The sequence below is a fragment of the Mesorhizobium sp. ES1-6 genome (genome assembly GCF_020164775.1).
GTDB lineage: Bacteria > Pseudomonadota > Alphaproteobacteria > Rhizobiales > Rhizobiaceae > Mesorhizobium.
Genome location: NZ_JAIUGU010000002.1, coordinates 331671 through 358007, shown reverse-complemented (window position 1 = coordinate 358007; position 26337 = coordinate 331671). Strand labels below are relative to the sequence as shown.

General features: G+C 63.7%; 27 protein-coding genes and 1 tRNA gene. 11 read left to right on the top strand and 17 right to left on the bottom strand.

The annotated features are described in order from the left end of the window. Positions 1-6 precede the first annotated feature (6 nt). Genes LB564_RS06435 through LB564_RS06420 form a run of 4 tightly spaced genes read left to right on the top strand, consistent with a single transcriptional unit; the run spans position 7 to position 5220 of the window. Complete coding sequence (locus tag LB564_RS06435) at positions 7-1014, top strand: ABC transporter permease (RefSeq protein ID WP_224535966.1); 1008 nt, start codon at positions 7-9, stop codon at positions 1012-1014. Then, a complete protein-coding gene (locus LB564_RS06430) occupies positions 1015-2151 on the top strand; it encodes an ABC transporter permease (protein WP_224535964.1) in 1137 nt (378 codons plus the stop codon). Between the two features lie 11 nt (positions 2152-2162). Further along, complete coding sequence (locus LB564_RS06425) at positions 2163-3830, top strand: ABC transporter ATP-binding protein (RefSeq protein ID WP_224535962.1); 1668 nt, start codon at positions 2163-2165, stop codon at positions 3828-3830. A gap of 19 nt (positions 3831-3849) precedes the next feature. Then, positions 3850-5220 carry an alpha-glucosidase/alpha-galactosidase gene (locus LB564_RS06420; RefSeq protein WP_224535959.1) on the top strand — a complete coding sequence of 457 codons (1371 nt, stop codon included), beginning with the start codon at positions 3850-3852 and terminating at the stop codon, positions 5218-5220. Positions 5221-5235: 15 nt separating this feature from the next. On the opposite strand, the gene yacG is transcribed toward LB564_RS06420, so the two are convergent. The 9 genes from yacG to LB564_RS06375 all read right to left on the bottom strand — a co-directional run bounded on the left by yacG (position 5236) and on the right by LB564_RS06375 (position 10985). Continuing rightward, the gene (gene yacG, locus LB564_RS06415) at positions 5236-5433 is read right to left on the bottom strand and encodes a DNA gyrase inhibitor YacG (RefSeq protein ID WP_023772777.1); all 198 of its coding nucleotides are present in this window, start codon (positions 5431-5433) and stop codon (positions 5236-5238) included. Then, complete coding sequence (locus LB564_RS06410) at positions 5430-6056, bottom strand: Maf-like protein (protein WP_224535957.1); 627 nt, start codon at positions 6054-6056, stop codon at positions 5430-5432. Before LB564_RS06410 ends, yacG begins: the two co-directional genes overlap by 4 nt. A gap of 22 nt (positions 6057-6078) precedes the next feature. Then, on the bottom strand, positions 6079-6297 hold the full coding sequence (gene infA / locus LB564_RS06405; protein WP_006329283.1) for a translation initiation factor IF-1: 219 nt from the start codon (positions 6295-6297) through the stop codon (positions 6079-6081). Between the two features lie 149 nt (positions 6298-6446). Continuing rightward, positions 6447-6917, bottom strand: coding sequence for a low molecular weight phosphatase family protein (locus LB564_RS06400; RefSeq protein ID WP_224536682.1), 471 nt, complete (start codon positions 6915-6917; stop codon positions 6447-6449). Continuing rightward, positions 6905-7390, bottom strand: a complete 486-nt coding sequence (locus LB564_RS06395) for a UPF0262 family protein (RefSeq protein ID WP_208697294.1) — start codon at positions 7388-7390, stop codon at positions 6905-6907. Before LB564_RS06395 ends, LB564_RS06400 begins: the two co-directional genes overlap by 13 nt. Positions 7391-7396: 6 nt before the next feature. Then, on the bottom strand, positions 7397-8689 hold the full coding sequence (hisD, locus tag LB564_RS06390) for a histidinol dehydrogenase (RefSeq protein ID WP_224535956.1): 1293 nt from the start codon (positions 8687-8689) through the stop codon (positions 7397-7399). Positions 8690-8696: 7 nt separating this feature from the next. Continuing rightward, a complete protein-coding gene (locus LB564_RS06385) occupies positions 8697-9128 on the bottom strand; it encodes a DUF2948 family protein (RefSeq protein ID WP_140705999.1) in 432 nt (143 codons plus the stop codon). A 203-nt stretch (positions 9129-9331) separates the two neighbouring features. Further along, positions 9332-10624 (bottom strand): UDP-N-acetylglucosamine 1-carboxyvinyltransferase, encoded by a 1293-nt coding sequence (gene murA, locus LB564_RS06380; RefSeq protein WP_224535954.1) that lies wholly within the window; start codon positions 10622-10624, stop codon positions 9332-9334. 130 nt (positions 10625-10754) lie between these two features. Then, positions 10755-10985 carry a hypothetical protein gene (locus LB564_RS06375; protein ID WP_181173692.1) on the bottom strand — a complete coding sequence of 77 codons (231 nt, stop codon included), beginning with the start codon at positions 10983-10985 and terminating at the stop codon, positions 10755-10757. 108 nt (positions 10986-11093) lie between these two features. On the opposite strand from LB564_RS06375, the gene LB564_RS06370 reads away from it, so the two are divergent. The 5 genes from LB564_RS06370 to LB564_RS06350 all read left to right on the top strand — a co-directional run bounded on the left by LB564_RS06370 (position 11094) and on the right by LB564_RS06350 (position 16764). Further along, a tRNA-Thr gene (locus tag LB564_RS06370) sits at positions 11094-11168 on the top strand. Between the two features lie 221 nt (positions 11169-11389). Beyond that, positions 11390-12532 (top strand): hypothetical protein, encoded by a 1143-nt coding sequence (locus LB564_RS06365; protein WP_140705993.1) that lies wholly within the window; start codon positions 11390-11392, stop codon positions 12530-12532. Positions 12533-12746: 214 nt separating this feature from the next. Continuing rightward, positions 12747-14405 carry a DUF882 domain-containing protein gene (locus LB564_RS06360; RefSeq protein WP_224535953.1) on the top strand — a complete coding sequence of 553 codons (1659 nt, stop codon included), beginning with the start codon at positions 12747-12749 and terminating at the stop codon, positions 14403-14405. Between the two features lie 95 nt (positions 14406-14500). Further along, positions 14501-15406 carry a MurR/RpiR family transcriptional regulator gene (locus tag LB564_RS06355; protein WP_224535951.1) on the top strand — a complete coding sequence of 302 codons (906 nt, stop codon included), beginning with the start codon at positions 14501-14503 and terminating at the stop codon, positions 15404-15406. 41 nt (positions 15407-15447) lie between these two features. Continuing rightward, complete coding sequence (locus tag LB564_RS06350; RefSeq protein ID WP_224535949.1) at positions 15448-16764, top strand: M20 family metallopeptidase; 1317 nt, start codon at positions 15448-15450, stop codon at positions 16762-16764. A gap of 21 nt (positions 16765-16785) precedes the next feature. Here LB564_RS06350 and LB564_RS06345 read toward each other — a convergent pair whose 3' ends face one another. The 5 genes from LB564_RS06345 to LB564_RS06325 are packed head-to-tail and all read right to left on the bottom strand — an operon-like array spanning position 16786 to position 21407. Continuing rightward, positions 16786-17820 carry a branched-chain amino acid ABC transporter permease gene (locus tag LB564_RS06345; protein WP_224535948.1) on the bottom strand — a complete coding sequence of 345 codons (1035 nt, stop codon included), beginning with the start codon at positions 17818-17820 and terminating at the stop codon, positions 16786-16788. Then, positions 17817-18692, bottom strand: coding sequence for a branched-chain amino acid ABC transporter permease (locus tag LB564_RS06340; protein WP_140705983.1), 876 nt, complete (start codon positions 18690-18692; stop codon positions 17817-17819). The genes LB564_RS06345 and LB564_RS06340 overlap by 4 nt, the downstream gene beginning before the upstream one ends. A 9-nt stretch (positions 18693-18701) precedes the next feature. Beyond that, positions 18702-19415, bottom strand: coding sequence for an ABC transporter ATP-binding protein (locus LB564_RS06335; protein ID WP_224535946.1), 714 nt, complete (start codon positions 19413-19415; stop codon positions 18702-18704). Further along, positions 19412-20149 (bottom strand): ABC transporter ATP-binding protein, encoded by a 738-nt coding sequence (locus LB564_RS06330; RefSeq protein WP_224535944.1) that lies wholly within the window; start codon positions 20147-20149, stop codon positions 19412-19414. The genes LB564_RS06335 and LB564_RS06330 overlap by 4 nt, the downstream gene beginning before the upstream one ends. Positions 20150-20153: 4 nt before the next feature. Continuing rightward, positions 20154-21407, bottom strand: coding sequence for an ABC transporter substrate-binding protein (locus LB564_RS06325; protein ID WP_140705977.1), 1254 nt, complete (start codon positions 21405-21407; stop codon positions 20154-20156). A 190-nt stretch (positions 21408-21597) separates the two neighbouring features. On the opposite strand from LB564_RS06325, the gene LB564_RS06320 reads away from it, so the two are divergent. Together LB564_RS06320 and LB564_RS06315 are read left to right on the top strand one after the other, a co-directional pair. After that, complete coding sequence (locus tag LB564_RS06320) at positions 21598-22416, top strand: alpha/beta fold hydrolase (protein ID WP_224535942.1); 819 nt, start codon at positions 21598-21600, stop codon at positions 22414-22416. 181 nt (positions 22417-22597) lie between these two features. After that, a complete protein-coding gene (locus tag LB564_RS06315; protein ID WP_224535940.1) occupies positions 22598-23989 on the top strand; it encodes a multicopper oxidase family protein in 1392 nt (463 codons plus the stop codon). A gap of 32 nt (positions 23990-24021) precedes the next feature. Here LB564_RS06315 and LB564_RS06310 read toward each other — a convergent pair whose 3' ends face one another. The 3 genes from LB564_RS06310 to LB564_RS06300 form a co-directional block, all read right to left on the bottom strand. Beyond that, positions 24022-24309: a PTS sugar transporter subunit IIB gene (locus tag LB564_RS06310; RefSeq protein WP_140705971.1), complete on the bottom strand. Its 288-nt coding sequence runs from the start codon at positions 24307-24309 to the stop codon at positions 24022-24024. Positions 24310-24330: 21 nt separating this feature from the next. After that, positions 24331-24792, bottom strand: coding sequence for a PTS sugar transporter subunit IIA (locus tag LB564_RS06305; RefSeq protein ID WP_224535938.1), 462 nt, complete (start codon positions 24790-24792; stop codon positions 24331-24333). A 71-nt stretch (positions 24793-24863) separates the two neighbouring features. Next, positions 24864-26270: a PTS galactitol transporter subunit IIC gene (locus LB564_RS06300; RefSeq protein ID WP_140705967.1), complete on the bottom strand. Its 1407-nt coding sequence runs from the start codon at positions 26268-26270 to the stop codon at positions 24864-24866. Positions 26271-26337: the final 67 nt, after the last annotated feature.

Genomic DNA, 26337 nt, shown 5'->3' with positions numbered 1-26337 from the left:
CCGTCCATGCTGCGATTCCTGCTCATGCGCATAGCGTCGGCAATTCCGGTTCTCGCCATTTTGAGCCTCGTCACCTTTGCCATCATCCAGGCGCCGCCTGGCGACTATGCCGATTACATCCGCTCGCAGCTGATCAACCAGGGCGGCGCTTCCTTCGCCGAGGCCGACGCGCAGGCCCAGGCCTATCGCGTCGAACACGGCCTCGATAAGCCGCTGCCCGTCCAGTATCTCAACTGGATCGGCGGCATCGTCACCCGCGGCGATTTCGGCTACAGCCTCTATTACAACAAGCCGGTGGCCGACGTGGTCGGCGAGCGCCTGCCGCGCACGCTGCTGCTGGCGCTGGTCTGCCATCTGCTCGCCTCGGTGCTGGGCATCACCTTCGGCATCTGGGCGGCGACCCGGCAATACACCTGGATCGATACGACGCTGTCGGCCATCTCCTTCCTCGGCATGACGGTGCCGCGCTTCCTGATGGCGCTGATCATCGTCTATCTCCTGGTCTTCCAGTTCAACGTGTCGGAGATCGGCTCGTTCTTCTCGCCGCAATATGGCGGCGCGCCTTGGTCGTGGGCCAAGTTCGTGGACCTGGTCAAGCATGTCTGGCCGGTGGTGGCGATCGCCACCTTCGGCGGCCTCGCCTACAATATGCGCGTCATGCGCGGCAATCTGCTCGATACGCTCAACGCGCAATATGTCGAGACGGCCAAGGCCAAGGGCCTGACCGGGAGCGCCGTCGTCATGCGCCACGCCGTGCCCAACGCGCTGCATCCGCTCGTCATGTACCAGGGCGTGGTGCTACCCTACATGCTGACCGGCGAGATCGAGACGGCCATCATCTTCGCGCTGCCGACCGTCGGCCCCGCCATCGTCGGCTCGATGGCGGTCGGCGACGTCTATGTCACCGCCACTTTCATGATGGTGCTGTCGGCGACGCTGATCGTCGGCAACATCATCGCCGACATGCTGCTGGTCCTGCTCGATCCGCGCGTGCGCCAGTTCGGGGAGGGCTAGATGCTGGCGCGCGACCCTTCACCACCGCCCTTGCCGGCCGAGCGAGCCACAGTGGCGCCCGCGCGCGGCAATGAGAGCTACATGGCGCTTGTCTGGCGCCGGCTGAAGCGCTCGTGGACCGGCATGGCCGGGCTTTGGCTGGTCGTGCTGCTCCTGGTCATGGCCGTGTTCGCCGAATTCCTGGCGCCGATGGACCCGAAGGCGACCGATGTCGGCTTCGCGCCGCCGCAGTTGCCTTCCTTCCACGACAAGGACGGCAATTTCGTCGCGCGGCCGAGGGTCTATGCGCTGGCCGATTCGGCCGACCTCGATCCGGTCACCTTCCAGCCCATCGTCGGCCCCGACTACGATCACCCGAGGCTGCTCGGCTTCTTCGTCGAGGGCGCGCCCTACAGGCTCTTCGGGCTGATCCCGGCGAACCGGCATTTCTTCGCCTCGACCGACGGCCAGCCCGTGCACTTCCTCGGCACCGACAAATTCGGCCGCGACGTGCTGTCGCGCGCCATCCACGGCTCGCGTGTCTCGCTGATGATCGCGCTGACCGTCGTCTTCATCATCACCGTCGTCGGCACCACCGTCGGCATGGTCTCAGGCTATTTCGGCGGCAGGTTCGATGTCTGGATGCAGCGCTTCGTGGAACTGGTGCTCGCCTTTCCGCAACTGCCGCTCTATCTGGCGCTGACGACACTGATCCCGGTCACCGCGCCGACCAATGTGTTCCTCGCCTTCGTCATCATCGTCATGTCGGCGCTCGGCTGGGCGCAGATGTCGCGCGAGGTGCGCGGCAAGACACTGGCGCTGGCGCGCATCGAATATGTGCGCGCCGCCATGGCGGTCGGCGCCACCGACCGGCGCATCATCCTGCAGCACATCTTCCCCAATGTGATGAGCCATGTGATCGTCGCCGTGACGCTGGCGATCCCGACGGTGGTGCTGCTCGAATCCTTCCTCGGGTTCCTCGGCTTCGCCGTCAAGCCGCCGTTGATTTCCTGGGGCCTGATGCTGCAGGACACGGCGACCTATTCGGTCATCGGCACCTACCCTTGGATCCTGTCGCCGGTCGGTTTCGTGCTCGTCACGGTCTTTGCCTTCAACGCGCTGGGCGACGGCCTGCGCGACGCCGTCGATCCGTATTGAGGGGGGCCGGGATGACCGTTCTACTCGCCGAGCCCTTCGCACCAGCCTTCCGCCTTGACCATGATGGGCGCAAGGGAGAGCCCGTCATCGACGCCCACAACATCGAGGTCGCCTTCAAGGTCGAACACGGCACCGTCGAGGCGGTCAAGGACATCTCGTTCCAGCTCTATCGCGGCGAGACGATCGCGATCGTCGGCGAATCCGGTTCCGGCAAGTCGGTGACGGCGCGGACCGTCATGGGCCTGCTGTCGCGTCGCGCCACCGTGTCGCCGAAATCGAGCATCTGTTACGACGGAAAGGACATCCTGAAATTCCCCGAGAGCGCCCGGCGCAAGCTGCGCGGCAACCGCATCTCGATGATCTTCCAGGAGCCGATGAGCTCGCTCAACCCGATCTATACGGTTGGCAGCCAGATCGTCGAGGCGATCAGGGTGCATCGCAAGGTGAGCCGCAAGCAAGCCTGGGCGCGGGCGCTCGAGCTGCTTCGGCATGTGCAAATTCCCGAACCCGAGGCGCGGCTCAAGCAATATCCGCACCAGCTCTCGGGCGGGCAGCGCCAGCGCGTGATGATCGCCATGGCGCTCGCCAACAATCCCGACGTGCTGATCGCCGACGAGCCGACCACCGCGCTCGACGTCACGGTGCAGGCGCAGATCCTCAACCTGATCCGCAATCTGCAGAAGGAATTGCGGATGGCGGTGATCCTGATCACCCACGATCTCACCGTGGTGCGCAAGTTTTCCGACTACGTCTATGTCATGCAGCATGGCGAGATGTGCGAACACAACGTCACCGAACGGCTGTTCGCCGATCCGCGGCATCCCTACACGCAGCGGCTGCTCGCCTCCGAACCGCGCGGCCGACCGCAACCGCTGCCCGAGAGATCAGGCACCATCCTCGAAGCGAATGGCGTGCACGTCTGCTTCATGCTGCGCCATGGCACGTTCCTGAAGCCGGACTGGCGTGAACTGGTTGCGGTCGATGATCTCGATCTCAAGCTTTGCCGCCACGAGACGCTGGGGCTGGTCGGCGAATCCGGTTCCGGCAAGACCACCTTCGGCCAGGCGTTGCTGCGGCTGACCGACGCCAAACGCGGCGAGATACGCTTCGATGGCCAGCCGATCCATGGCCTGTCGCGGGCGCGGATGCGGCCGCTGCGCTCGCGCATGCAGATCGTCTTCCAGGACCCGTTCTCCTCCCTCAACCCGCGCATGACGATCGGCCAGATCATCGAGGAAGGGCTGATCGTCAACAGCATCGGCGCGACACGGCGCGAGCGGGTCGAGCGGGTGCGCGAGGCGCTGGTCAGCGCCGGCATGCCGGGCGATATCCTGTCGCGGTTCCCGCATGAATTCTCCGGCGGCCAGCGCCAGCGCATCGCGATTGCGCGAGCCATCGCGCTCGAACCCGAATTCATTCTGCTCGACGAGCCGACATCGGCGCTCGACCTGTCCGTCCAGGCGCAGATCATCGATCTCTTGCGCAAGCTGCAGGACGAGCGCGGCCTGAGCTATCTCTTCATTTCGCACGACCTGAAAGTGGTGCGCGCGCTGTGCCACCGCGTCATCGTCATGCAGCACGGCAAGATCGTCGAGCAGGGACCCGTCGACGAGGTCCTCACCCATCCCAAGACCGCCTACACCGAACGGCTCGTCAGGGCCGCGTTCGACGTGGCCTGAACATTAGCCGGAGGTTAACGTGGCAAGACATCCAAGGATCACTTTCATCGGCGCCGGCTCGACCGTGTTCATGAAGAACATTGTCGGCGACGTGCTGCAGCGTCCGGCGCTTTCGGGCGCCACGATCGCGCTGATGGACATCAATCCGCAGCGGCTGGAAGAAAGTGCCGTCGTCGTCAACAAGCTGATCGCCACACTTGGCGTCAAGGCGAAGGCCGAGACCCATACCGACCAGCGCAAGGCACTCGCCGGCGCCGATTTCGTCGTCGTCGCCTTCCAGATCGGCGGTTACGAGCCCTGCACCGTGACGGATTTCGATGTGCCCAAGAAATACGGCCTGCGCCAGACCATCGCCGACACGCTCGGCGTCGGCGGCATCATGCGCGGCCTGAGGACCGTGCCGCATCTTTGGAAGATCTGCGAGGACATGCTCGCCGTCTGCCCGCAAGCGATCATGCTGCAATACGTCAACCCGATGGCGATCAACACCTGGGCGATATCGGAGAAATATCCCGAGATCAGGCAGGTCGGCCTTTGCCATTCGGTGCAAGGCACGGCGATGGAACTCGCGCACGACCTCGACCTTCCCTACGACGAGATCCGCTACCGCTCGGCCGGCATCAACCACATGGCCTTCTACCTGAAATTCGAGCATCGCCAGCCGGACGGATCCTACCGCGACCTCTATCCGGACCTCGTGCGCGCCTATCGCGAGGGCCGGGCACCCAAGGCGGGCTGGAATCCGCGCTGCCCCAACAAGGTGCGCTACGAGATGCTGACGCGGCTGGGCTATTTCGTCACCGAAAGCTCGGAACATTTCGCCGAATACACGCCCTATTTCATCAAGGACGGCCGCCCCGATCTGATCGAGAAATACGGCATTCCGCTCGATGAATATCCCAAGCGCTGCATTGAGCAGATCGAGCGCTGGAAGGACCAGGCGCAGGCTTACCGCTCGGCCCAACGTATCGAGGTCGGGGAGTCCAAGGAATATGCTTCCTCGATCATGAATTCGGTCTGGACCGGCGAGCCGTCGGTGATCTACGGCAATGTCCGCAACAATGGTTGCATCACCTCGCTGCCGCGCGATTGCGCCGCCGAAGTGCCATGCCTGGTCGACGCCTCCGGCATCCAGCCGACCTATATAGGCGACCTGCCGCCGCAACTGACGGCGCTGATCCGCACCAACATCAATGTGCAGGAACTGACGGTGCGGGCGCTGATGAGCGAAAACCGCGAACACATCTATCACGCCGCGATGATGGACCCGCACACGGCGGCCGAGCTTGATCTCGATCAGATCTGGTCACTGGTCGACGATCTCCTGGCCGCTCACGGCGACTGGCTGCCGGCCTGGGCGCGTGTGAAACGCAAGAACGAAGCCGCCTGACTGGCGGCGCTCGTCTTATTTAGGCTCGTCGGCGTCCGGTTCTTCCTCATCGTCGCGGGCCGAGATGACATAGGCGCCCTTCAGCCAGCGGTTGAGGTCGATGTCCTTGCACCGCGTCGAGCAGAACGGATAGGTCTCGCGCGCCGACGGCTTGCCGCATTCCGGGCACGGGCGCTTGGGCCGCAGGGGCGTGACCTTGTCGTCGAGGCTCATGGTCGCGCGGACGACCAGTTTTGATGGGTCTTGAAACCTTCGCCCGACAGCAGCGCCACCGTTTCATAGAGCGGCAGGCCGACAATGTTGGTGTAGGAGCCGACGAGCTTGACGACGAAGGCGCCGGCCAGGCCCTGGACGGCATAGCCGCCGGCCTTGCCGCGCCACTCGCCCGACGCGACATAGGCGTCGATCTCCTCGCGCGGCAGCCGCTTGAAACGCACCCGCGTCTCGACCAGCCGCTGGCGCAACTTGCCGCCCGGCGTGATCAGGCAGATGCCGGAATAGACCCGGTGCGAACGTCCGGACAACAGCCCGAGGCAGTTGGCGGCGTCGTCCAGCGTCTCGGCCTTGGGCAGGATGCGCCGCCCGACGGCGACCACCGTGTCGGCCGCCAGCACGAAGCTCGGCGCATAGTCCGTCTCGGTCTTGAGCAACGCGAACGCCCTTTCGGCCTTTTCCTTCGACAGCCGCTTGGCTAGCGAGCGCGGATGCTCGGCACGCAGCGGCGTTTCGTCGATATCGGCTGGCAGGATGCGGTCCGGCTCGATACCGGCCTGCTGCAAGAGTTCGATGCGGCGGGGCGAACCCGAGGCAAGCACCAGCTTCTGCAAAATGCTCATCGCGTTCGGCCGGGCCTTGATCTTACTTGAAGCGGTAGGTGATGCGGCCCTTGGTCAGGTCGTATGGCGTCATCTCGACCAGAACCTTGTCCCCGGTCAGCACGCGGATGCGGTTCTTGCGCATGCGGCCGGCCGTATGGGCGATAATCTCGTGTTCGTTTTCGAGCTTGACCCTGAACATCGCGTTGGGCAACAATTCCGTGACGATACCCGGAAACTCGAGGACTTCTTCCTTCGGCATTCGATACCTTTGCTTGGATGGCAGTTCCGGCGTCTAGAGCATGATGCCGAAAAGTGTGAAGCGGTTTTCGGACGACATCATGCTCAACTTCCGACTCTGGCCGGAATTTCGGCGGAACCTATATGATAATCGTGCGCTTGTGAACACGCTTAATCCGTCGCGTTTTTTGCTTCGGGAGGCAAAAAACGTCGGCCTATGCGCAACTTCAGCCGCTCGCGCACGTCGCGATAGCTGGCCATGATGTGTTCGCGCGTGCCGCCGGCATCGGTCGGGTCCGGCGTCGGCCAGTATTCCACCTCGACGGCAAGCGAGCGGGTGAGTTCGAGCGCGGCATGGTGCGCTTCCGGCGCCAGCGTCACGATCAGGTCGAAATAATCGTCCTCGAGATCGTCCAGCGTTCGTGGATGGCGCTCGCCCAGCGTGAGACCCTCCTCGGCAAGCACGGCATCGACGAACGGGTCGCGCTCGCCGGCGCGCACGCCGGCCGAGGCGACGAAAATCGAGGCGGGCAGCATCCGGCGCGCCAACTGCTCGGCCATTGGCGAGCGCACGGCATTCATGCCGCACAGGAACAGAATCGAACGAGGCAGGGCGCCGGGAGCCAGGATCAGCCCCGCCAGTGCAGCACGCAGACCAGCGTGAACAGCCGCCGCGCCGTGTCGAAGTCGATGTCGATCTTGCCGGAGAGCCGGTCCATCAGCGTCTGCGAGCCCTCATTGTGCAGGCCGCGGCGGCCCATGTCGATCGCCTCGATATGGCTCGGCGTCGAGGAGCGGATGGCGTCGTAATAGCTCTCGCAGATCATGTAGTAATCCTTGACGATGCGCCTGAGCGGCGTCAGCGACAGGATGTGGGTGACGACCGCGGCGCCGTCCTCGCGCGCCACGGCAAAGACCAGACGGGACTCGGCCAGCGACAGCTTCAACCGGTAGGGCCCCGTGCCGCTGTCGTTGACGGGCTGAAACCTGTTTTCCTCGATCAGGTCGAAGATCGCCACCGCCCGCTCATGCTCGACATCGGGCGTCGAACGGCCGATCGATTCATCGAGTTCGACATCGATCAGTTTTGCGCGGGTTTGATCGGAGCCCGTCATCTCGGCCTACATGTTCAGCCGGATGGTGACGGAGCGGCCATGCGCGTCAAGTCCTTCCGCCTGGGCAAGGGCGACGGCCGGTGGCGCCAGAGCCCGCAACTGCTGTGGTCCGAGCTTCAGGATAGAGGTGCGCTTGACGAAATCGAGGACCGAAAGGCCCGACGAGAAACGCGCCGAGCGTGCCGTCGGAAGCACGTGGTTGGAGCCGCCAACATAGTCGCCGATGGCTTCCGGCGTATGGCGGCCGAGAAAGACGGCGCCGGCATTGCGCATCCTGGCCAGGAAGCCCTCGGCATCGTCAATGGCCAGTTCGACATGCTCGGCCGCGATGCGGTCGACCAGCGGCAGCGACGCCTCGATGGTCGAAACAAGGATGACGGCGCCGAAGTCGCGCCAGCTCTGCGCCGCCGTCTCGCCGCGCGGCAAGGTCTGCAACTGACGTTCGACCGCCTGTTCGACCGCCTTGCCGAAGGCCGGATCGTCGGTGATCAGGATCGACTGCGCCGACACGTCATGTTCGGCCTGGGCGAGCAGGTCGGCGGCGATCCAGTCCGGATCGTTGTCGCCGTCCGCCACCACGAGCACTTCGGAAGGGCCGGCGATCATGTCGATGCCGACCGTGCCGAACACCTGCCGCTTGGCCGCGGCGACATAGGCATTGCCCGGACCGACGATCTTGGCGACGGGCCTGATCGTCTCGGTTCCGTGGGCAAGCGCCGCGATCGCCTGCGCGCCGCCGACGCGGTAGATTTCCGACACGCCGGCAATATCGGCGGCCACCAGCACCAGCGGGTTGATGACGCCACCAGGAGCCGGGACCACCATGACGATACGCTCGACGCCCGCCACTCCCGCCGGGATGGCGTTCATCAGCACGGAACTCGGATAGCTCGCCGTGCCGCCTGGCACATAGAGCCCGACCGCTTCGATCGCGGTCCAGCGCCAGCCGAGTTCAACGCCGGCCGCATCCGTGAAACGGTCGTCCTTGGGTCGCTGCCGCTCGTGATAGGCGCGGATGCGATCGCGCGCGAATTCGAGTGCTTCGATGGTGCTTGGATCGGCGGTCTTGTAGGCCTGGGCGACATCGTCCTTCGAGACGGCGATGCCGAGACTGCCTAGGTCGGCACGGTCGAATGTCATCGTGTAGTCGATCAGTGCCGCGTCGCCCTCGGCGCGCACGCGCGCGATGATCCGCCGGACCGCGGTATCGACGTCCTCCGACACCTCCCGCTTGGTCGTCAGAAAGGCAGCAAAACGCTGCTCGAAATCGGCGTCGGACTGGGCAAGCGTGACGGCCATCGTATGCTCAAGCCTTATGCACGGGGCGCGACGTGGCTTCCCACGCACCGCCGATATCGGCAAGGCGGGCCTCGATGCATTCGACATCGAGCATGATGGTGCCGCCGCCTGAAAAAATCAGTTCGACGATGCCGGCCGGCTTGCTGATCTCGATGAAGCTGATCGCCAGCAGCGAGAGGATTTCGGCCGGCTTGTCGCGGGCGATGCCATTTGTCTTGGCGCCCAGCACGCGGTCGAAATGCAGCACGGCCTGCCGTCGCTCATTGTGTTGGCGAAACAGGCCGGATCTGGCTTCCCACACGAAACGGTTCATGGTCAGCACGAAACGCTTGGCCTTGGGCAGGAATTCGAGGTCACTGACTTTGAGCACAGCGTCCTGGACGTGAGCCGAAACAATGCTCAGATCCTGGTCGTCGAGCGCGATAAGCTTGAGGGCCATGCGGATTTCACACCTAAAGGTTGGCAATTCAGCCTTTCTGTTAGGCGGTCTTTCCGATCGGTGCAACCGCGACAGGGACCCCGCTGGAGGCAATTGCCTCAGGTTTTGCGCTGCCCCTCATCGCCCTGTCGGTCACTTCTCCCTGCATGGCGACGGGGAGAAGGACGCCTTCGCCGATGATTTCGCCAAGCGACTGGAGATCGCTAGGCTGAAATGCGCTCGATCACCGCACCGCAATTGGAGAGCTTTTCCTCCAGCCGCTCGAAGCCGCGGTCGAGATGGTAGACACGGTTGACCGTGGTTTCGCCCTCGGCCGCGAGACCGGCGATGACCAGCGAGACGGAGGCGCGAAGATCGGTCGCCATGACCGGCGCGCCCTTCAGTTTGGCCACGCCGTCGACGATCGCGGTCTGGCCCGAAAGCGTGATGTGGGCGCCGAGCCGGGCCAGTTCCTGGACGTGCATGAAGCGGTTTTCGAAGATCGTCTCGGTGATGCGGGATTTGCCCTTGGCCATGGTCATCAGGCCCATGAACTGTGCCTGCAGGTCGGTCGGGAAGGCTGGGAAGGGCGCCGTCGTCACGTCGACTGGCGAAATCCCGGCGCCGTTGCGCTTCACGCGGATGCCGGAATTGGTCTGCGTGATCTCCGCGCCCGTCTGCGAAATCACGTCGAGCGCCGTCTGCAGCAGCTCCGGCCGTGCGCCTTCGAGCACGACGTCGCCGCCGGTCATCGCCACGGCCATGGCATAGGTGCCGGTCTCGATGCGGTCGGGGATGACGCGCACGCGCGCCCCCGACAGCGCTTCGACGCCGTCGATGGTAATGGTCGGCGTGCCGGCGCCCGAAATCCGGGCGCCCATGGCGTTGAGGCATTCGGCGAGGTTGACGATTTCGGGCTCGCAGGCGGCGTTTTCCAGCACCGTCTCGCCCTTGGCCAGCGAGGCCGCCATCATCAGCACATGGGTGGCGCCGACCGAGACCTTGGGGAACACGTAGCGGTTGCCGATAAGCCGGCCGTTCTTGGTCTTGGCGATGACATAGCCGGTGTCGACGTCGAGATCGGCGCCCAGCGCCTGCAGGCCTTCGAGGAACAGGTCGACCGGCCGCGTGCCGATGGCGCAGCCGCCGGGCAGCGACACCTTGGCCTCGCCCATGCGGGCCAGCAGCGGCCCGATCACCCAGAACGAGGCACGCATCTTGGACACCAGCTCGTAAGGGGCTGTCGTGTCGACAATGTTGCGAGCGGAGAAATTGATGGTGCGCGAATAGCCCTCATTCTGCTTTTCGCGGCGGCCGTTGACAGAATAGTCGACGCCGTGATTGCCAAGGATGCGGATCAGCTGCTCGACATCCGCCAGATGCGGCACGTTTTCGAGTGTCAGCGTGTCGTCGGTCAGAAGCGAGGCGATCATCAGCGGCAAGGCGGCGTTTTTCGCGCCGGAGATCGGAATGCTTCCGGCAAGCTTGTTGCCGCCGACGATTCTGATGCGATCCATTGGAGAATGTCCCTCTCGGCCAGAAAAAGGCCGGTTCAATCGTTTGAGTATCGGCCCGTCTAGACCATCGGCCGATCCGGTTCAAGAAATAGGATTTCCGAGCATCCAGGCCAAGAGTGGCCGATTTGAGTTAATCTTTTTGTATTTCCTTTGCCGCGCCGAGCCCGTCGGGCCGCTTGTCGGCGTCGCCACTACGGCGCGAGCGCGACTGCGCCTTGCGCTTCTGCAGATTGGCGCGCAATTGCTCCGCGAGCCGGTTCTTGCGGATCGTTTCGCTGTTTTTCGGTGAATTCGTCTTGTCGCTCATCGTCTCCGCCCCGGCTGGCGACCAGCCACCCCGCCATTCAGGGATAGCCAACATTGTGGCGCCGCCATGTCAACAAAAGCTATCCGGCAAAGGCTTTCACACAAGCGCTGTTCTTGGCCTTGCGCTTGCCGGTTCGATATGGCAGAAGCCCCGCCATTGGCGGCTGCGGTAGCTCAGTGGTAGAGCACTCCCTTGGTAAGGGAGAGGTCGAGAGTTCAATCCTCTCTCGCAGCACCAGATCTCCCTGGCTTTGACGAATCGGCCCATTCTGGTTCCCCCGACACGCGTCGGATGTGTCCTGTTCGGCGGATCGGAGCAGGTCCGCAATTGGCATCTCGCCATGCGCCTCAATGCGGTCGCCGGTCTCGTGGCAATGGCCGGCTGATAGTTTTCGCTCGCCGACGGCTTGTCTGGCGCCCGGGTCGATGGCTAAATGATCGAGCACAGGGGAAGGTAATATGGCACTTCACCTTTCGGCAGATGCCCCAGCGTCAGCCGCGGCCACGCCGCAAAAATATCTCTTTGGACCGTTCATCGACTTTTTCATGCTTGGCGGAAGCGCGCTTCTGATCCTGCCGGTCCTGTATTTTGTGCCTCTCAGGTACGAAGCTACCCTGACGCTGGCGATGTTCTTGCTGTCCCACCTCATAAACCAGCCGCACTTTGGTCATTCATACCAGATCTTCTACCGCGATTTCGCGCGCAAGATTCGCGGCGACGGCTACGGCCGGAATCTCCAGATCCGTTATGTCATTGCCGGCATCGTCGTCCCGTTGGCCATGATTGCCTTCTTTGCCTATGGCTCGCTGACGGGGAACGCCCGGCTGCTCGGCTACGCGACCAACGCGATGGGCTTTTTCGTGGGCTGGCACTACGTCAAGCAAGGCTACGGCATGCTGATGGTGGACGCCGTGCTGAAGCGCAAATTCTTCAGCGAGCAGGACAAGAAGGTGTTGCTGTTCAACGGCTACGCCGTGTGGCTGTTCGCATGGCTCCAGACAAACGTGGTGATCACCGAAAGGCAATTCTGGGGTCTGGATTATTACACGTTCGCGGTCCCGCCATGGCTCATCACCATCGCCATGTCGATCGCGGCTGCTTCCTCGGCGGCTACCGCCGTGATGTTCATCAATCGCTGGCGCAAGCATGGTGGGGCGCTGCCTTATAATGGCGTCGTCGCCTATGTCGTGTCGCTCTATGCCTGGATCCTGTTCGTGACGCTGAACCCTCTCTGGCTGCTGGTGGTGCCGGCGCTCCATTCATTGCAGTACCTGGCCGTGGTCTGGCGCTACCAGACCAATGTCGAGCGCGACCGTCCGGACGCCGTCGAGAGGCCGGCATGGAAGGTCCTGTCCATTCTTGGACCTCTGTACAGGCTGCGCGTGCTGGCGTTCATCGTCGTGGGCGGCATTCTTGGCGCGCTCGGCTTCTGGCTGGTGCCGATGGCGCTGATCGACCTGGTGCCTTACGACAAGGCGGTGCTCGGCTCGTCGCTTTTCCTCTTCATCGCCTGGATATTCATCAACGTTCATCACTATTTCCTGGACAATGTGATGTGGCGGCGCGGCAACCCGGAAGTCTCGAAATATCTGTTCCGCTGAGGCGATTGATTGAATTCACCGTGGGACGGCCCATGCCGGGCACCGACACGATTCGTTAACCAAGATGCTGTTCATCGATATGACGGGTTTTGGGACGGATTCCCGTCTGCCCCGGGTCGAACCCATGCCTTCTCGGGTCGAGACCGCCGAGAAAGAAGGCTCCGCATCAGGGCGAAGACGTCAAATCGCCTGAAACAAAATCAATGTGCAAGGCATGAACGTGATTGAAAGCCAACAAAACGCGCCCGGCGCTTCCCATAGTTGGGCACGCTTGCCGGCCTTCCTGGTCGCATTCCTTTGCATGTGCGTCACCGATGCGTTCGGCGAAACGCGGGCCCTGCGAATTCAGCATCTCCACACGGGCGAGAAGGCGGAGATCGTTTTCAAACGCGATGGACGTTACGATCAGGCGGGATTGAAGAAGATCAATTTCATGCTGCGCGACTGGCGCCGCAACGAGCCGACCAGGATGGATCCGCGCCTGCTCGACCTGGTCTGGCAGGCCTACCGCGCCAGCGGCTCGAACAGCTATATCCATGTGGTCAGCGCCTATCGTTCGCCGGCGACCAACGCCATGCTGCGCGGCCGCTCCAAAGGGGTGGCCCGGGAAAGCCAGCACATGGTCGGCCGCGCCATGGACTTCTTCCTGCCTGACGTGCCGCTGAAGAAATTGCGTGACATCGGCCTCAAGATGCAGGGCGGCGGCGTCGGCTATTATCCGACCTCCGGTTCGCCTTTCATCCACATGGACGTCGGCAATGTGCGGCATTGGCCGGGCATCAGCCGCCAGGAACTCGCCAGGGTCTTCCCGAACGGCAACACGCTGCATGTGCCGAGCGACGGCAAGCCGCTGCCTGGCTACGAGCAGGCGTTTGCCGCCTACAAATCGCGCAAGGCCGCCGGCACGCCCAACATCGAGCTGGCAAGCGCGGACGCCGGCCAGCGCAGGCCGGCGCGTGGCCTGCTGGCGACGCTGTGGGGCGGGCGCGGCGCGGATGAAGCCGATGACGCCGCTGAAGCGGTGCCCGCGCCACGCAAGCCGGCCAAGCCGGTTGAACCCAAATCCGTTGAACCAAAATCAGTTGAACACAGGACGGCCGGACAGGGCATCGCCATTGTGGCGCCGGAGGTTGCCCAGCGGGCGGATATCCAGATGGCTTCCGACGGCCCGGCTGAAGAAACGGCCGCGAAGACGCCTGAAGCGATCGTCATGGCGCTGGCGCCTCGTGCGGTGCCGTTGCCCGCCTTCGCACCGCGTGCCGGGCTCGCGGCCAGCACTCCGACCCCGCAGCCGGAACCGCTCCAGGCGGCGAGCGCTGTCAACACGCGGGTCGAACAGGCGGCGCCCGGCGCCGAGAGTCTATCAGCCAGGGCGGGTGCCCCTGCGATCGCCGCGCCGGACATGGTGGCGCTCAACATTCCCTTGCCGACATGGCGGCCGGAAGGCCAGACAGGCCTGGCGCGTCAGGCGGAGGCTGCCAAATCCGCCGATGCAATCGGTGCCTTGCTGGCCATGCATCATCCCGATGGCGGCCTCGATCGGCCGGCCGCTCAGCGCATTGCAGTCCCTGCATCGAAGTCAGAAGATCGTGTCAGGACCAGCCCCAAGGCCGACCGTGTCCAGCCGCGTCTCGATCCCAAGGCCACCGCCGTCATAGTGCCCCCGGCGTCGACCGGCCGGCCGGTTGCGGCTGCTCGTGGCATTGCCGGCGGAGCCGGATCGGCGGCGGCGCCCATTATTGCCGCCAATTTCATCCGCACCACGCCGGAGCAGGTTTATCTCGAGGGGTTCCGGCCCCGGGGAAAGACCTCCGATCACCGCCGCTTTACCGGCTCCGCGGTCAAGTTCCTGCCCATCGCCAGCTTCAAATAGGTCGCCTGTCCTGTTCTGTAAGATATTTTCCAAATTTGACAATCGGACATGAAATTGTAAGATAATCGTCTTCCCGTCAGCGAGAGGCGATGACCATGTCGATCCGCGAAGAACTGGCCAACACCACCTTGGCGTTCACATCGGCGGAAGAAAAAATCGTGCAGGTCCTGCTCGCCGATTATCCGATGTCCGGGCTGGGAACGGCGACCCGGCTGGCGCGGCGCGCGGGCGTCAGTGACCCGAGCGTGACACGGCTGATGACCAAGCTCGGCTATGTCGGTTTCGCGGATTTCCAGGCGCGGTTGCTCACGGAGGTGGAATCCCGGCTGCACTCGCCGCTTTTGATGATGGAGGCCAAGCGTCCCGGCGGCTCCAGCGAAGGCACCGCGCTCGCCTACTTCCATTCGGTTTCCGACAGTCTGGAGCGCACGCGCACGGCGGTGCCGCTGCAGGCCTATACGCGAGCCGTCAACCTGTTGCTCGAGACAAAGGGCCAGGTCGTGCTGCTGGGCGGTCGTTTCAGCCGGCATATCGCCTCCATGCTTGCTGGCTACCTCCTGCAGTTCCGCTCCGGCGTGCGCGACATCGGTTCGCTCAGCCCCGCCGATTTCGACCTGTTGATCGACCTTGGCAAGCGCGACCTTCTCGTCGTCTTCGACTACCGGCGCTACCAGTCGGATGTGGTCAGCTTTGCGCAGCAGGCGCATGAACGTGGCGTTTCCGTCCTGCTTTTCACCGATGTATGGCTGTCGCCGATCGCTGACATCGCCGACCTGACCATGGTCGCGGCGATCGACGCCAACTCGCCCTTCGACACGCTGGCGACCGCCGTGGCCCAGATGGAGACCGTTTTCGCCCATGCGCTGGAAGGCCATGGCGGCGCGGTGCGCAAGCGCATCGAGGATATCGAGAAGATCCGCAGCGCCAATGCCGTTACCCTCGATGCCGCTCTGTCGCCGTCCGATACCGGAACCGCCAAACCAAGAACCCCGAGGAAATAGCGTCGAAACGCCCAAGGCGGCGATGCGAGAAAGGAATAGCCATGGCTGACACCCAGACGATCATCGATGCCGTGCAGGCTGAAATCGAGGCCGACCGCGACTGGCTGATCGGCCTGGTCCGCGACATGGTCCGCATCCCGTCGGTCAATCCCAAATTCGAAGCCAATCCGGCGATCAACCGCGAGGCGGACGTCCAGGCGCTGCTCGAACCGATCCTCAAGCAGGATGGCTTCCGCACCGAGCAGTGGGACGCCTTGCCTGGCCGGCCCAATCTGGTCGGCGAATGGGCCGGAAACGAGGAGCGCAGCCTGATCCTGTGTGGCCATATCGACGTGGTGCCGGTCGGCGAGATGAAGGATTGGTCGGTCGACCCCTTCGGTGGCGAGGTCACCGATGGCCGTCTCTATGGCCGTGGCGCGGTCGACATGAAGGGCGGTGTCGCGGCTTGCGTCGCCGCAGCGCACGCGATCCGCAAGGCGGGCATTACGCTGCAGGGGCGGCTGACGATCCACTCCGTCGTCGACGAGGAGGCCGGCGGCTTCGGCGCCATGGACGCGGTCAGGAAAGGCAAGCTTGCCAAGGCGGTGCTGGTCGCCGAGCCGACCTGGGGCGATGTCCTGCCGGTCGAGGGCGGGCTCGAATGGGCGCGGGTGACGATCCGTGGTCGCAATGCGCATTCGGCGCTGCGTTACAATGAAATCTATCCGCAGAGACACGACAAGGACCGGCTGAAGCCGGGCGTCAACGCGATCGAGATCGCAGCCCGCTTCATCGCCGCCGTTCGCCAATACGAGCTGGACCGGACGCGGGCGAAATCCCATCCGCTGCTGCCGCTCGGCATGAACACGATCAACATCGGTGTCATGCATGGCGGAACGGGCCTCGGCGAGCACGGCCTGCCGACGGTGATGACCAATCCGGCCATCATTCCCGATGTCGCGGTGCTCGACCTCGACATGAAATTCCTGCCCGATGAAACCTCGGCCGAATACCGCCGCGACTTCGAGACGTTCGTCCATCATTTCGCCCAGACCGACGCCTGGCTGCGCGACAATCCGCCTGTCATCCAGTGGGAGCTCGGCGGGCTGCATTTCCCGCCCATGAACACCCCGGTCGATCATCCGCTGGTGACGTCGCTGATGCAGCGAAAGGCCGCCATCGGCAAGGCGCCGAAGACAAGCGGCTTCGTCGCCGTCTGCGATGCCGCGCATTATGCCGGCGCCGGCGTCGACGGCGTCATCTTCGGCCCATCGGGCGACGGGTTCCATGGCGCCAACGAATATGTCGAGGTGGAATCGGTGGTCGAGACCGCCAAGGTGATCGCCGCTTCGGTGATCGACTGGTGCGGCGTGCGCTGAGCGACGTAATTTTTCCGGCGGTCAGGCCGGGCGTTTGATCCGCCCGGCGACGACATTCCATGCCGATCTGATCATGCCGGCCAGCCCGCTCGGATAGGCCAGCATCACGCCGATGATCAGCACCGCCGTGATGATCGGACGCCATGCGCCGAAATCGGCCATCCACTCGGCGAAGATCGTCAGCACGAACGAGGCGATGATGGCGCCGTAGATCGTGCTGGTGCCACCCAGCAGCACCATCGACAGGATGATGGTCGCCAGACTCATGCCGAACACGTCGATCGAGGCATTGCGCTGGTAGGCGGCGTAGAAGGCGCCGGCGATGCCGGTGAAGAAGGCGCTTGCCGCGAGCGTCAGCATGCGCTGGCGCACGATCGAGACGCCGCGGCTGATGGCGTATTCCTCATTGTCGCGCAGCGCCACGATGCTGGCGCCGGTGCGCGAACGCACGAACACGCGCAGGAACAGCGTGCTCGCCACCAGCAGCGCCAGCGCGATGTAGAAATAGGCGAATTTGGCGTCGCGGACCATGTTGTGGTCGAACCAGTAGAGGCCGGGAATGCGCACCAGCCCTTGCGTGCCGCCGGTAATGTCGGACTGGCTGAGGATGACCTGCATGATGAGCTGCGCGAAGCCGAAGGTGACCAGGATGATATAGATGCCCTTCAGCCGCAGGATCGGGATGGTCACCACGATCGCCGCCAGCGTGGCGATGACGCCGCTGGCCAAAAGCGCGATCCAGGGGTCGAGCCCGGCCAGTTTGGTGAGCAGGCTGTAGGCGTAGACGCCGATGCCGAACAGCGCCAGATGGCCGAAGTTGAAGACGCCGCCATAGCCGAGGCTGAGATCCCAGTTGGACGCCACGATGGCGTAGATGAAGGCCATGATCAGGATGTGGCGGGCATAGGTGTCGCCAAAGAGCAGCGGCAGCAGCGCCAGCAGGGCGAAGCCGAGGACGAAGCCGACGGCCTCGTGCTTCCACGGCGTGCGGCCGGGCGCGATCGGGGTTGTCGTCGCCATCCGTATCTGGGTGATTGGCGAGGTCGTGTCGGTCATGCGAGGCCTCGCGAGCGGCTGGCGAAAATGCCCTCGGGGCGCACCATCAGGGTCAGGATCAGCACGCCGAACAGCAGCGCCGGCGTCCAGTAGAGACCGAAATAATAGCTGCAGGCGGCCTCGAAGAAGCCGATCAGATAGGCGGCGAAGATCGGGCCCGATATGCTCGATATGCCGCCGAAGACGACGACGATCAGCGCCTTGAGCAGCGGGTCCGAGCCCATGACCGGCGACATGAAGCGATAGCCGCCCATGAAGATGCCAGCGAGCCCCGCCAGCGAGGCGGCGATGGCGAAGGCCAGGCCATAGAGCGCGGTGACGTTGAGACCAACCAGATGGCTGGCATCCTCGTTCTGCGCAACGGCGCGCAATGCCAGTCCGAGCCGCGTGCGGTTGAGGAACATCCACAGCGCCGCCAGGATCAGCGGTGTGATGACGATGATGGCGATCTGGTGCAACGAAACGCCGACACCGCCGATGGTGGTGTTGCCGTCGATGAGCGCCGGGATCTGCTTGGAGCGCGGCCCCCAGATGGTGAGCGCGCCGTTCTCGATCAGCGATCCGGCGGCAAGCGTGGTGATGACGACGACCAGCACGATGTTGGGCCGGCCGATCAGCGGCCGCACGACGCTCGCCTGCAGGATCCAGCCGACGCCGGCCATGACGACGACGGCTATGGGAAAGGCCACCGCCGCCGGCAGGCCGAGTTCAACCAGCTGCCAGGCGATGTAGGCCCCCAGCATCATGAACACGCCATGGCTGAAGTTGAACACGCCGATCGTCGTCCAGACCAAAGCGAGCCCGACCGCCATCATGGCGTAGAGCGAGCCCTGAAACAGGCCGCCGAACAGGATTTCCGCCAATGCGCTCATCTTAGAATCCTAGTGGCCAAAATACATCGACATGATCTCGCCGTGGTCGAGGCTTTCGCCCGGCTTGATCTCGGTTGCCACCGCGCCGTGATTGACGAGGTAGAGTTGCTGCGTCAGCTCCAGCAGGAATTCGATATCCTGCTCGACGACGATGAGCGGCACGCCGCCGCGCGAAATGTCCATGACGGAGGCGCAGAGCTCGTCCTTGATCTTGGGCGCCAGCCCAAGCGTCGGCTCGTCGAGGATCAGCAGGCGCGGATGGCTCATCAGTGCGGTACCGATCGACACCATCTGGCGCTCGCCTCCCGACAGCGTGCGCACGCGCTGGCGCCAGCGTTCGGCGAGTTTCGGGAACAGCTTGACCACCTTCTCGCGGTTCTCCGCCTCATGCGGGCGGGCGCGCGGCGAATAGGCGCCCAGCGCCATGCAGTCGGCTATGGAGAGATCGGGAAATAGCCGGTTGCCCTGCGGCACATGGATCAGGCCGGTGCCCACGATAGCGCGGGCGCTGAGGCCCGATATGTCCTGTCCGTCGAATTGGATGCGGCCGCTTTTGGCCGGCAACAGCCCGGAGATGGCGCGCAACAAGGTCGTCTTGCCATGGCCGTTCGGCCCGAACAGGCCGACATTGCCGAAGCGCCCGGCCTCCAGCGAAATGTCGTGCAGCACGGTGACGCGGCCATAGCCGGCGGTGATGCCTTCGACGGTGAGAATAGGGCTCACGCCACCGCCCTCCGGGTTCCGAGATAGGCCTCGATGACGCGCGGGTCGGCGATCACGCTCTCCGGCTCGCCGGCGGCAAGCACGCGGCCATTGTTGAGCACCAGCAGATGCCGCGACAGGCTCATCAGGAAGGTCAGCACATGTTCGATCAGGAGAATGGTGATGCCGCGCTCGGCGGTCCGGCGGATCAGACCGATCGACGTCTCGATCTCGGGCTTGGTCAGGCTCGACGCCGGCTCGTCGAGCAAAAGCATGCGGGGCTGCATGGCGATCGCGGTGGCAAGCATCAGGCATTTGCGTTCGAAGACCGAAAGCTCGCCGGCCAGCCGCCCGAAGGACGCTGATCCCAGGCCGACGAATTCCAGCGCCTCGGCAGCGCCGTCACGGGCCGCCGCGGCCGTCTTCTCTTGCTTGCCATAGCTCGCGCCGATCAGCGCGTTCTCGAACACGGTCAGCCCGTCGAAACTGGTCTCGCGCTGAAAGGTGCGGGCAAGGCCAAGGCGCGCGATGGCATGCCCCGGCTTGCCGTTGATGGCGGTCCCGTCAAAGCGGATGTCGCCCCTGTCCGGCCCGAACGGGATGCCGGTGATGATGTTGAACAGCGTGCTCTTGCCGCTGCCGTTCGGGCCGGCGATGCCGAAGATTTCGCCGGCCTCGACCTTGAACGACACGCCATCGACGGCCTTCAGCGAACCGAAGGCCTTCGACACGTCGTCCAGTTCAAGCAATGCCATTAGCCTATTGCATCCACGGCTGCGGCTTGAAGGCGCCGGTGGCGTATTTCTCCGGCGAGATCAACGTGCGCTGGCCATCCCAGATCTGGAAGAAGGTGATCGGGATATAGTCGTCGCCCTGGGTGGCGAGATGCGTGGCCGGGTCGAATTTCAGCCGGCCTTCCGCGACCTGCTTGTCGGTCTCCGACAGCGCCTTCATGATCGCCGCGTGGTCCGATGCGCCGCCGACTTTCTTGACCGCGTCGAAATAGACATTGGTCATTTCGTAGAGGCCGACGCCGTAGGTGCCGCTCTCCACGCCGTACTTGGCCTTGAACTTGGCCGCTACCTCGTCGGCACGCGGGTTCTTCGGTGTGGTCAGGGCGCCGCCGAGAAGATTGTAGATGACGCCGTTCGACTTCTTGCCGGTCAGTTCGACGAATTCCGGAACGCTCGGCGCATATTGCAGGAAGACCAGGCTCTTGGTCGGCTGCTCGAGGAACTGGTTCAGGAACGATGCCGAATTGCCCGGCAGATAGTCGGTGTTGATGACGACGTCGGGAACGTTCTCGCGCACCTTGGCGAGGATCGAGCGCCAGTCGGTCACCTCGCCGAACGGCACGATCTCGTCGACGGTGATGGTCCAGCCCTTCTCCTTGAAGGTCTTCTTCATGCCTTCCGAGATGGTTTTCGAATAGGCGTTGTCGGAGGAGATGATGGCGACCTTCTTGGTCGGCAAGGTGATCTTGCCGTCGGCAGCGAGCTTCTCGACGAAAAGGGTGACGTCGGTGTTGTAGGCGTCGAACGACGGCGTCAGCGACCAGCAGCACATGTATTTGTCTGGGTTCGGCGCGATGATGTCCCTGGTCTGCTGCGAGGTGGCCGCCAGCATGTAGGGCATCTCGGCCTCGGCCATGTTGTCGATCTCGAAATTGGTCAGGCTGGCGTAGCCGGTGAGCATGAACTGCACACCAGGATCGCCAAGCAGGCGCTCGACCGCGCTGGTGACGTTGCCGGCCGACTGATCCTTGACGTCGCCGACCACCAGTTCGAACGTGTTGCCGGCAACGCCGCCGGCCGCATTCGCCTCGTCGATCGCCATCTGCACGCCACGCTGGAACTCCTGGCCGTCGGCCGCGGCGGGGCCGGTGATCGGCGCCAGCAGGCCGATCTTGACGACATCGGCGAAAGCGGGCGCGCTTGCTGTGGCGAATGCCGCAATCAGGGCCGTGCTCATCAGCATATGGCGGATTCTGTTGCCTGCGGATTTGGATTTCATAGTGCCGTTCCCTGTTTTCCTCCCGTTCATCGGGAGTTGGATAATTGACAATCTACGCATAATTGTTCTTATTTGAAAAGGATTTTTCAACGCAACCTGACCGGGAAGACGGTTCCCGCAAAGGTATAGAAGCCATGGCGCTTTGCTGCGCATCTGCACTAAAACGAGGCAATTCCAGACGGAGCGGACCATGACGACCTCGCAGAAGACCCTTGAAACCAGCCACGGCAAGATCGCCGTTCGCGAGACCGACGGCAAAGGCACCGCCGTGCTGCTGATCCACGGCAATTCGTCGTCAAGCGCGGTCTTCCGCAACCAGCTCGAGAGCCCGCTGGGCGACCGCTACCACATGATCGCTCCCGATCTGCCCGGCCACGGCGCATCCGGCGACGCCATCGATCCCGATCGCTCCTACAGCATGGAAGGCTACGCCGATGCGATGACCGAAGTGTTGGGATTGCTCGGGGTCGGCAAGGCCATCGTCTTCGGCTGGTCGCTCGGCGGCCATATCGGGCTGGAGATGATCGACCGTTATCCCGGCCTGCTTGGCCTGATGATCACGGGCACCCCGCCGGTATCGCCAGAGGAGGTCGGCAACGGGTTCAAGCCGAGTCCTCATATGCACCTTGCCGGGCAGGAAATCTTCAGCGCCGACGATGTCGAGGCCTATGCGCGCAGCACCTGCGGCGAACCGTTCGAACCATTTCTCCTCGACACGGTGGCGCGCACCGACGGGTGGGCGCGGCGCCTGATGTTCGAGAAATTCGCCGCCGGCACCGGCCGCAACCAGCGCGAGATCGTCGCCGGCAAGACGCCGCCGATCGGCGTGCTCAACGGCATCGACGAACCGTTCGTCAACACCGATTTCGTCGCGGCGGTCAAGTTTTCCAATTTGTGGGAAGGCAAGGCGCATCTGCTCGACAAATCGGGCCACGCGCCGTTCTGGGATTCACCCGACCGCTTCAACCCGATCTTCGCCCGCTTCCTGGCGAGCGTGGATCCGGCATAGACCCGCCACAAGGCCACCGATCGGCGGCCATCGTCCAGAATGCGTCCCGGCACGGGCACTGCTGGCCGCGTTGCACTGACGGCGAGGGGCCGTCGCGACCGGCAGCGTTGGCAAACGCATGCCAGTCCGGCTATTACGGCAAAGCTGCGCAGGACAGTCAGCTTTTCCGTTGGAGTGCGACATGACCGTATTTACCCGCCGCGGACTGCTCAAGACTGCCGCGGTTGCCGGTGCGAGCGGCGTCGGGCTCGCCGCCATGGGTCGGCTGGGCGGCTTCGCCGCGACGCCTGAGCCGATAGAGCTGCGAACGGCGAAAATCGCGGCCAAGCTGATGGAGGGCGGCCAGACCAACAATGTGCTGACCTATGGCAATGCCGGGATGCCGCCGGTGATCAGGATGAAGAAGGGCGAACCCTTCGCCGCGCGCCTGGTCAACGCCATAGACGATCCGACGACCGTCCACTGGCACGGCATCCGCGTGCCGAACAAGATGGATGGCGTGCCGTTCCTGGTGCAGCCCTATGTCTATACCGGCGACCATTTCGACTACGCCTTCACCCCGCCGGACGCCGGCACCTTCTGGTACCATCCGCACTGCAATACGCTTGAGCAGATGGGCCACGGCCTGACCGGCGTGATCGTGGTCGAAAACCCGAAAGATCCGAAATTCGATGCCGAAGTGGTCCTCAACCTGCGCGACTGGCGCCTTGGCGACGACGCCCAGTTCATCGACCAGTTCCGGCCGCGCGATGCGGCGAGAACCGGCACTTACGGCACGGTGCGCACCGCCAACTGGCTAGACCAGCCGCGATATGACGCGCCGGCCGGCGGGCTGACGCGTCTGCGCGTCGCGATCACCGATGTCACCCGCATCTATGCCTTTCGCGTCGACGGGGCCGAAGCAATGGTGATGGCGCTGGACGGCAATCCGGTGCCGCAGCGCTTTGCGCCCGACGCCTTGCTGCTTGGGCCCGGGCAACGCATGGAACTCGCCATCCGTATGCCGGACGAGGAGGGCGCGATCGTCAGCCTGCGCGACGTCAGGGGCACCAAGCCCAAGGTGCTCGCGACGCTGCGCGCCACAGGCAATTCGCTGAAGCGGGATAGTCGCGACCTAGCACCGCTGGAGGTCAATCCGGTGGCGGAGGTCGATCTCAGCACTGCCCAGCATATTTCACTGGCGCTAAGCGCTACAGCGGAAAACATCCCCAGCGACGGCATCTGCGGTTCGCTCGGCTACAGTTTCTGGGCCATCAACAAAGTGCCGTGGCCAGGCGATACGCCGGACCCGACCACGCCTTTGGCCGAATTGAAGCTCGGCAGGAGTTACATCATCGACATGGAGAACCTGACGCCGCAATCGCACCCGATGCATCTGCACGGCATGAGCTTCAAGGTGCTGTCGTCATCGACGCGTCCGGTGCAGCCGTTGATTTCGGACACCTACCTTATCCAGCCGAACGAGAAGGTGAGCCTGGGCTTCGTCGCCGACAATCCCGGTGACTGGCTGCTGCATTGCCACATCATCGAGCACCAGAAATCGGGCATGACGAGCTACGTCAGGGTGGTCTGAGTCACCCTTGGCAAGGCCGCGTCGTCCGCGACCTACTTGCGCAACTGCGCCTCGATCTCGTCGAGCACCTTGTCCTTGCCGATGCCGGTGAGGAAGGCGAGGCCCTTGATGACCGGCTTGGTCACCGAAGCCGAGATCGGGGTCGTGGAGACGATGAAGTCGACACTGTCGGCCAGCCCCGGCACTTCGGTCGCCTTGGCCTGTTGCGCGTTGAAGGTAAGGCCGCGCTTCTTCATCGCCTCGGTGACGGCGACGTTGACCGCCGTCGAGGTGGCGATGCCGGTGCCGCAGGCAAAGAGAATTGTTTTCTGTTTGGACATTTGCTGCTCCTCCTTGGGTTATCAGCCGAGCACGGCACGCACGTCGTCGAGGTTCCTGGCCGACCTCAAGCCGTCCAATGCATCGGGATTCTGGATGGTGGCCATGACGGACTGCAGCGCTTCAATCTGCTTGTCCTTGTCATTGATGGCAAGCAGGAAGACGAAGCCGACCGGCAGCTTCTCGTCGGGATCTTCCATGTTGGCGAAGATCACCGGCTTTATCAGCGTGCCCATCGCGATGCCGGGCTTCAGCACGTGCTCGGGATCGGTGTGCGGCACCGCGACATTGTCGGCGCGTTCCAGTGGCAGTCCCGTCGGGATGGTCATTTCGCGGCGCACGACCGCGTCGGCATAGGAGCTTTTGACATAGCCGAGAGCCTCGAGCCTGCCGGCGAGGATACGAATGATCTCCTCATTGGTCGAGGCATCCGATCCGAGCACGATCGCTTCGGGATCCAGAAGCTGCATGAGGCCGTCGGACATATCTTGCTCCGTTGGAGATCGTGCGCCCGCGAAGGGCGCACGATCGTTTCGAATTGAGGCGCGATGAAGGGTCAGGCCGTGCCTTCGGCAGGCTCGTCCTCGGCGCCCGCCGCCCGCTCCCAGCCAAGCGTATTGCGGCGATAGAGCACGAACAGGGCGGCGATGACCACCGCGATGAGGATGATGCCGGCTAGCCCAAGTCCCTGGATCGCCTCGATGATCACGTAGGGAACCCACAGGAAGCCGTCGACCACCGAGGTGATCTGCAGCGCATCCGCCGGCAGCTTGAAGCCCGATGCGACGGCGGCACTTGTGAACAGCGGCGCCAGCGCGTTGGCGACATAGAAACCGATCGCCAAGGTCACCGTGCCGATCACCACCATGCGGAACACATTGCCTTTGACCAGCGGCGCGGTCATGGCGACGATGAAGGGGATGACCGCCAGGTCGGCGAACAGGATGACGCGGTTGCCCGGCAGGATCACCGACAGGATGATCGCGATCGGTACCAGGATCAGCGACGACGAGATCGCCGCGGGATGGCCGATCAGGATCGCCGAATCGAGGCCGACGAGAAGCTCGCGGTCGCCGGTGCGCTTGCGCACGAATTCCTGCGCCGCGTCGGAAACCGGAAGCAGGCCTTCCATCAGGATCTTGACCATACGCGGCAACAGCAGCATGACCGCCGCCAGCGTCATGCCGGTGCCCAGCACCTTGGCCAGCACCGTGCCGAGATCGCCGGCATTGTAGAAGGCGATGGCGCCGAGCACGAGGCCGATGATCAGGCCAAGCACGACCGGTTCACCGAACACGCCGAAGCGGCGCTCGATGGTTTCGGTGTTGATGTTGATGCGGTTGATGCCGGGAATGCGGTCCATGATCCAGTTCAGGATGATGGCGATCGGCAGGATCTGCGCCGAGGCGAGGTGCGGCACCGAAATGCCGGGCACGCCGTAGAACTGCTGCACCGCGCGCGCCGACCAGTCGGCGAAAAGCAGCGAAAGCGCTGCGACGAGCGCCGCGATCGCAATGCCGTAAGCCAGATTGTTGGTGGCGGCAACGACAAGCGAACCGACGAAGGCGAAGTGCCAGAAATTCCAGACGTCGACATTGAGCGTGCGTGTCATGCGCGTCAAAAGCAGCACGATGTTGACCAGGATGCCGACCGGGATGACCCAAAGCCCGACCGACGAGCCGAAGGCGATCGCCGCCGCCGAAGGCCAGCCGACATCGATGATGTCGCGATGGATGCCGGTGTTGGTGACAATGGCCTTGGCCACGTCGCCGATCGACGTGAACATCAGGCCAAGCACGAGGTTGATACCGATGAAGGCGACGCCGATGGTCACGGCGGCGCGAAAGGCCTTGCTGACCTTGGCGCCCAAAACCACGGCAATGATGAAAATGACGATCGGCAGCAGGACTGTCGCGCCAAGCGTGTCGATGGCCCCCTTGAGGCCAGCAAGTAGAGTATCCATTCTTCCTCCCCTGGAGCCGCGGGCTCTGCCCGAAGATGCTCCGTTGATCTCGTCAACGCCTTTGCCG

Coding starts and splice junctions, on each gene's coding strand:
- LB564_RS06410 (WP_224535957.1), bottom strand. CDS start 6,056: ATGAGCATTTTGCAGAAGCTGGTGCTTGCCTCGGGTTCGCCCCGCCGC.
- LB564_RS06310 (WP_140705971.1), bottom strand. CDS start 24,309: ATGTCCAAACAGAAAACAATTCTCTTTGCCTGCGGCACCGGCATCGCC.
- LB564_RS06355 (WP_224535951.1), top strand. CDS start 14,501: ATGTCGATCCGCGAAGAACTGGCCAACACCACCTTGGCGTTCACATCG.
- hisD (WP_224535956.1), bottom strand. CDS start 8,689: ATGGCCGTCACGCTTGCCCAGTCCGACGCCGATTTCGAGCAGCGTTTT.
- LB564_RS06425 (WP_224535962.1), top strand. CDS start 2,163: ATGACCGTTCTACTCGCCGAGCCCTTCGCACCAGCCTTCCGCCTTGAC.
- LB564_RS06325 (WP_140705977.1), bottom strand. CDS start 21,407: ATGAAATCCAAATCCGCAGGCAACAGAATCCGCCATATGCTGATGAGC.
- LB564_RS06300 (WP_140705967.1), bottom strand. CDS start 26,270: ATGGATACTCTACTTGCTGGCCTCAAGGGGGCCATCGACACGCTTGGC.
- LB564_RS06340 (WP_140705983.1), bottom strand. CDS start 18,692: ATGAGCGCATTGGCGGAAATCCTGTTCGGCGGCCTGTTTCAGGGCTCG.
- yacG (WP_023772777.1), bottom strand. CDS start 5,433: ATGAGCCTCGACGACAAGGTCACGCCCCTGCGGCCCAAGCGCCCGTGC.
- LB564_RS06330 (WP_224535944.1), bottom strand. CDS start 20,149: ATGGCATTGCTTGAACTGGACGACGTGTCGAAGGCCTTCGGTTCGCTG.
- LB564_RS06430 (WP_224535964.1), top strand. CDS start 1,015: ATGCTGGCGCGCGACCCTTCACCACCGCCCTTGCCGGCCGAGCGAGCC.
- LB564_RS06315 (WP_224535940.1), top strand. CDS start 22,598: ATGACCGTATTTACCCGCCGCGGACTGCTCAAGACTGCCGCGGTTGCC.
- LB564_RS06385 (WP_140705999.1), bottom strand. CDS start 9,128: ATGGCCCTCAAGCTTATCGCGCTCGACGACCAGGATCTGAGCATTGTT.
- LB564_RS06360 (WP_224535953.1), top strand. CDS start 12,747: ATGAACGTGATTGAAAGCCAACAAAACGCGCCCGGCGCTTCCCATAGT.
- LB564_RS06435 (WP_224535966.1), top strand. CDS start 7: ATGCTGCGATTCCTGCTCATGCGCATAGCGTCGGCAATTCCGGTTCTC.
- LB564_RS06375 (WP_181173692.1), bottom strand. CDS start 10,985: ATGTTGGCTATCCCTGAATGGCGGGGTGGCTGGTCGCCAGCCGGGGCG.
- infA (WP_006329283.1), bottom strand. CDS start 6,297: ATGCCGAAGGAAGAAGTCCTCGAGTTTCCGGGTATCGTCACGGAATTG.
- LB564_RS06350 (WP_224535949.1), top strand. CDS start 15,448: ATGGCTGACACCCAGACGATCATCGATGCCGTGCAGGCTGAAATCGAG.
- LB564_RS06345 (WP_224535948.1), bottom strand. CDS start 17,820: ATGACCGACACGACCTCGCCAATCACCCAGATACGGATGGCGACGACA.
- murA (WP_224535954.1), bottom strand. CDS start 10,624: ATGGATCGCATCAGAATCGTCGGCGGCAACAAGCTTGCCGGAAGCATT.
- LB564_RS06395 (WP_208697294.1), bottom strand. CDS start 7,390: ATGACGGGCTCCGATCAAACCCGCGCAAAACTGATCGATGTCGAACTC.
- LB564_RS06305 (WP_224535938.1), bottom strand. CDS start 24,792: ATGTCCGACGGCCTCATGCAGCTTCTGGATCCCGAAGCGATCGTGCTC.
- LB564_RS06365 (WP_140705993.1), top strand. CDS start 11,390: ATGGCACTTCACCTTTCGGCAGATGCCCCAGCGTCAGCCGCGGCCACG.
- LB564_RS06320 (WP_224535942.1), top strand. CDS start 21,598: ATGACGACCTCGCAGAAGACCCTTGAAACCAGCCACGGCAAGATCGCC.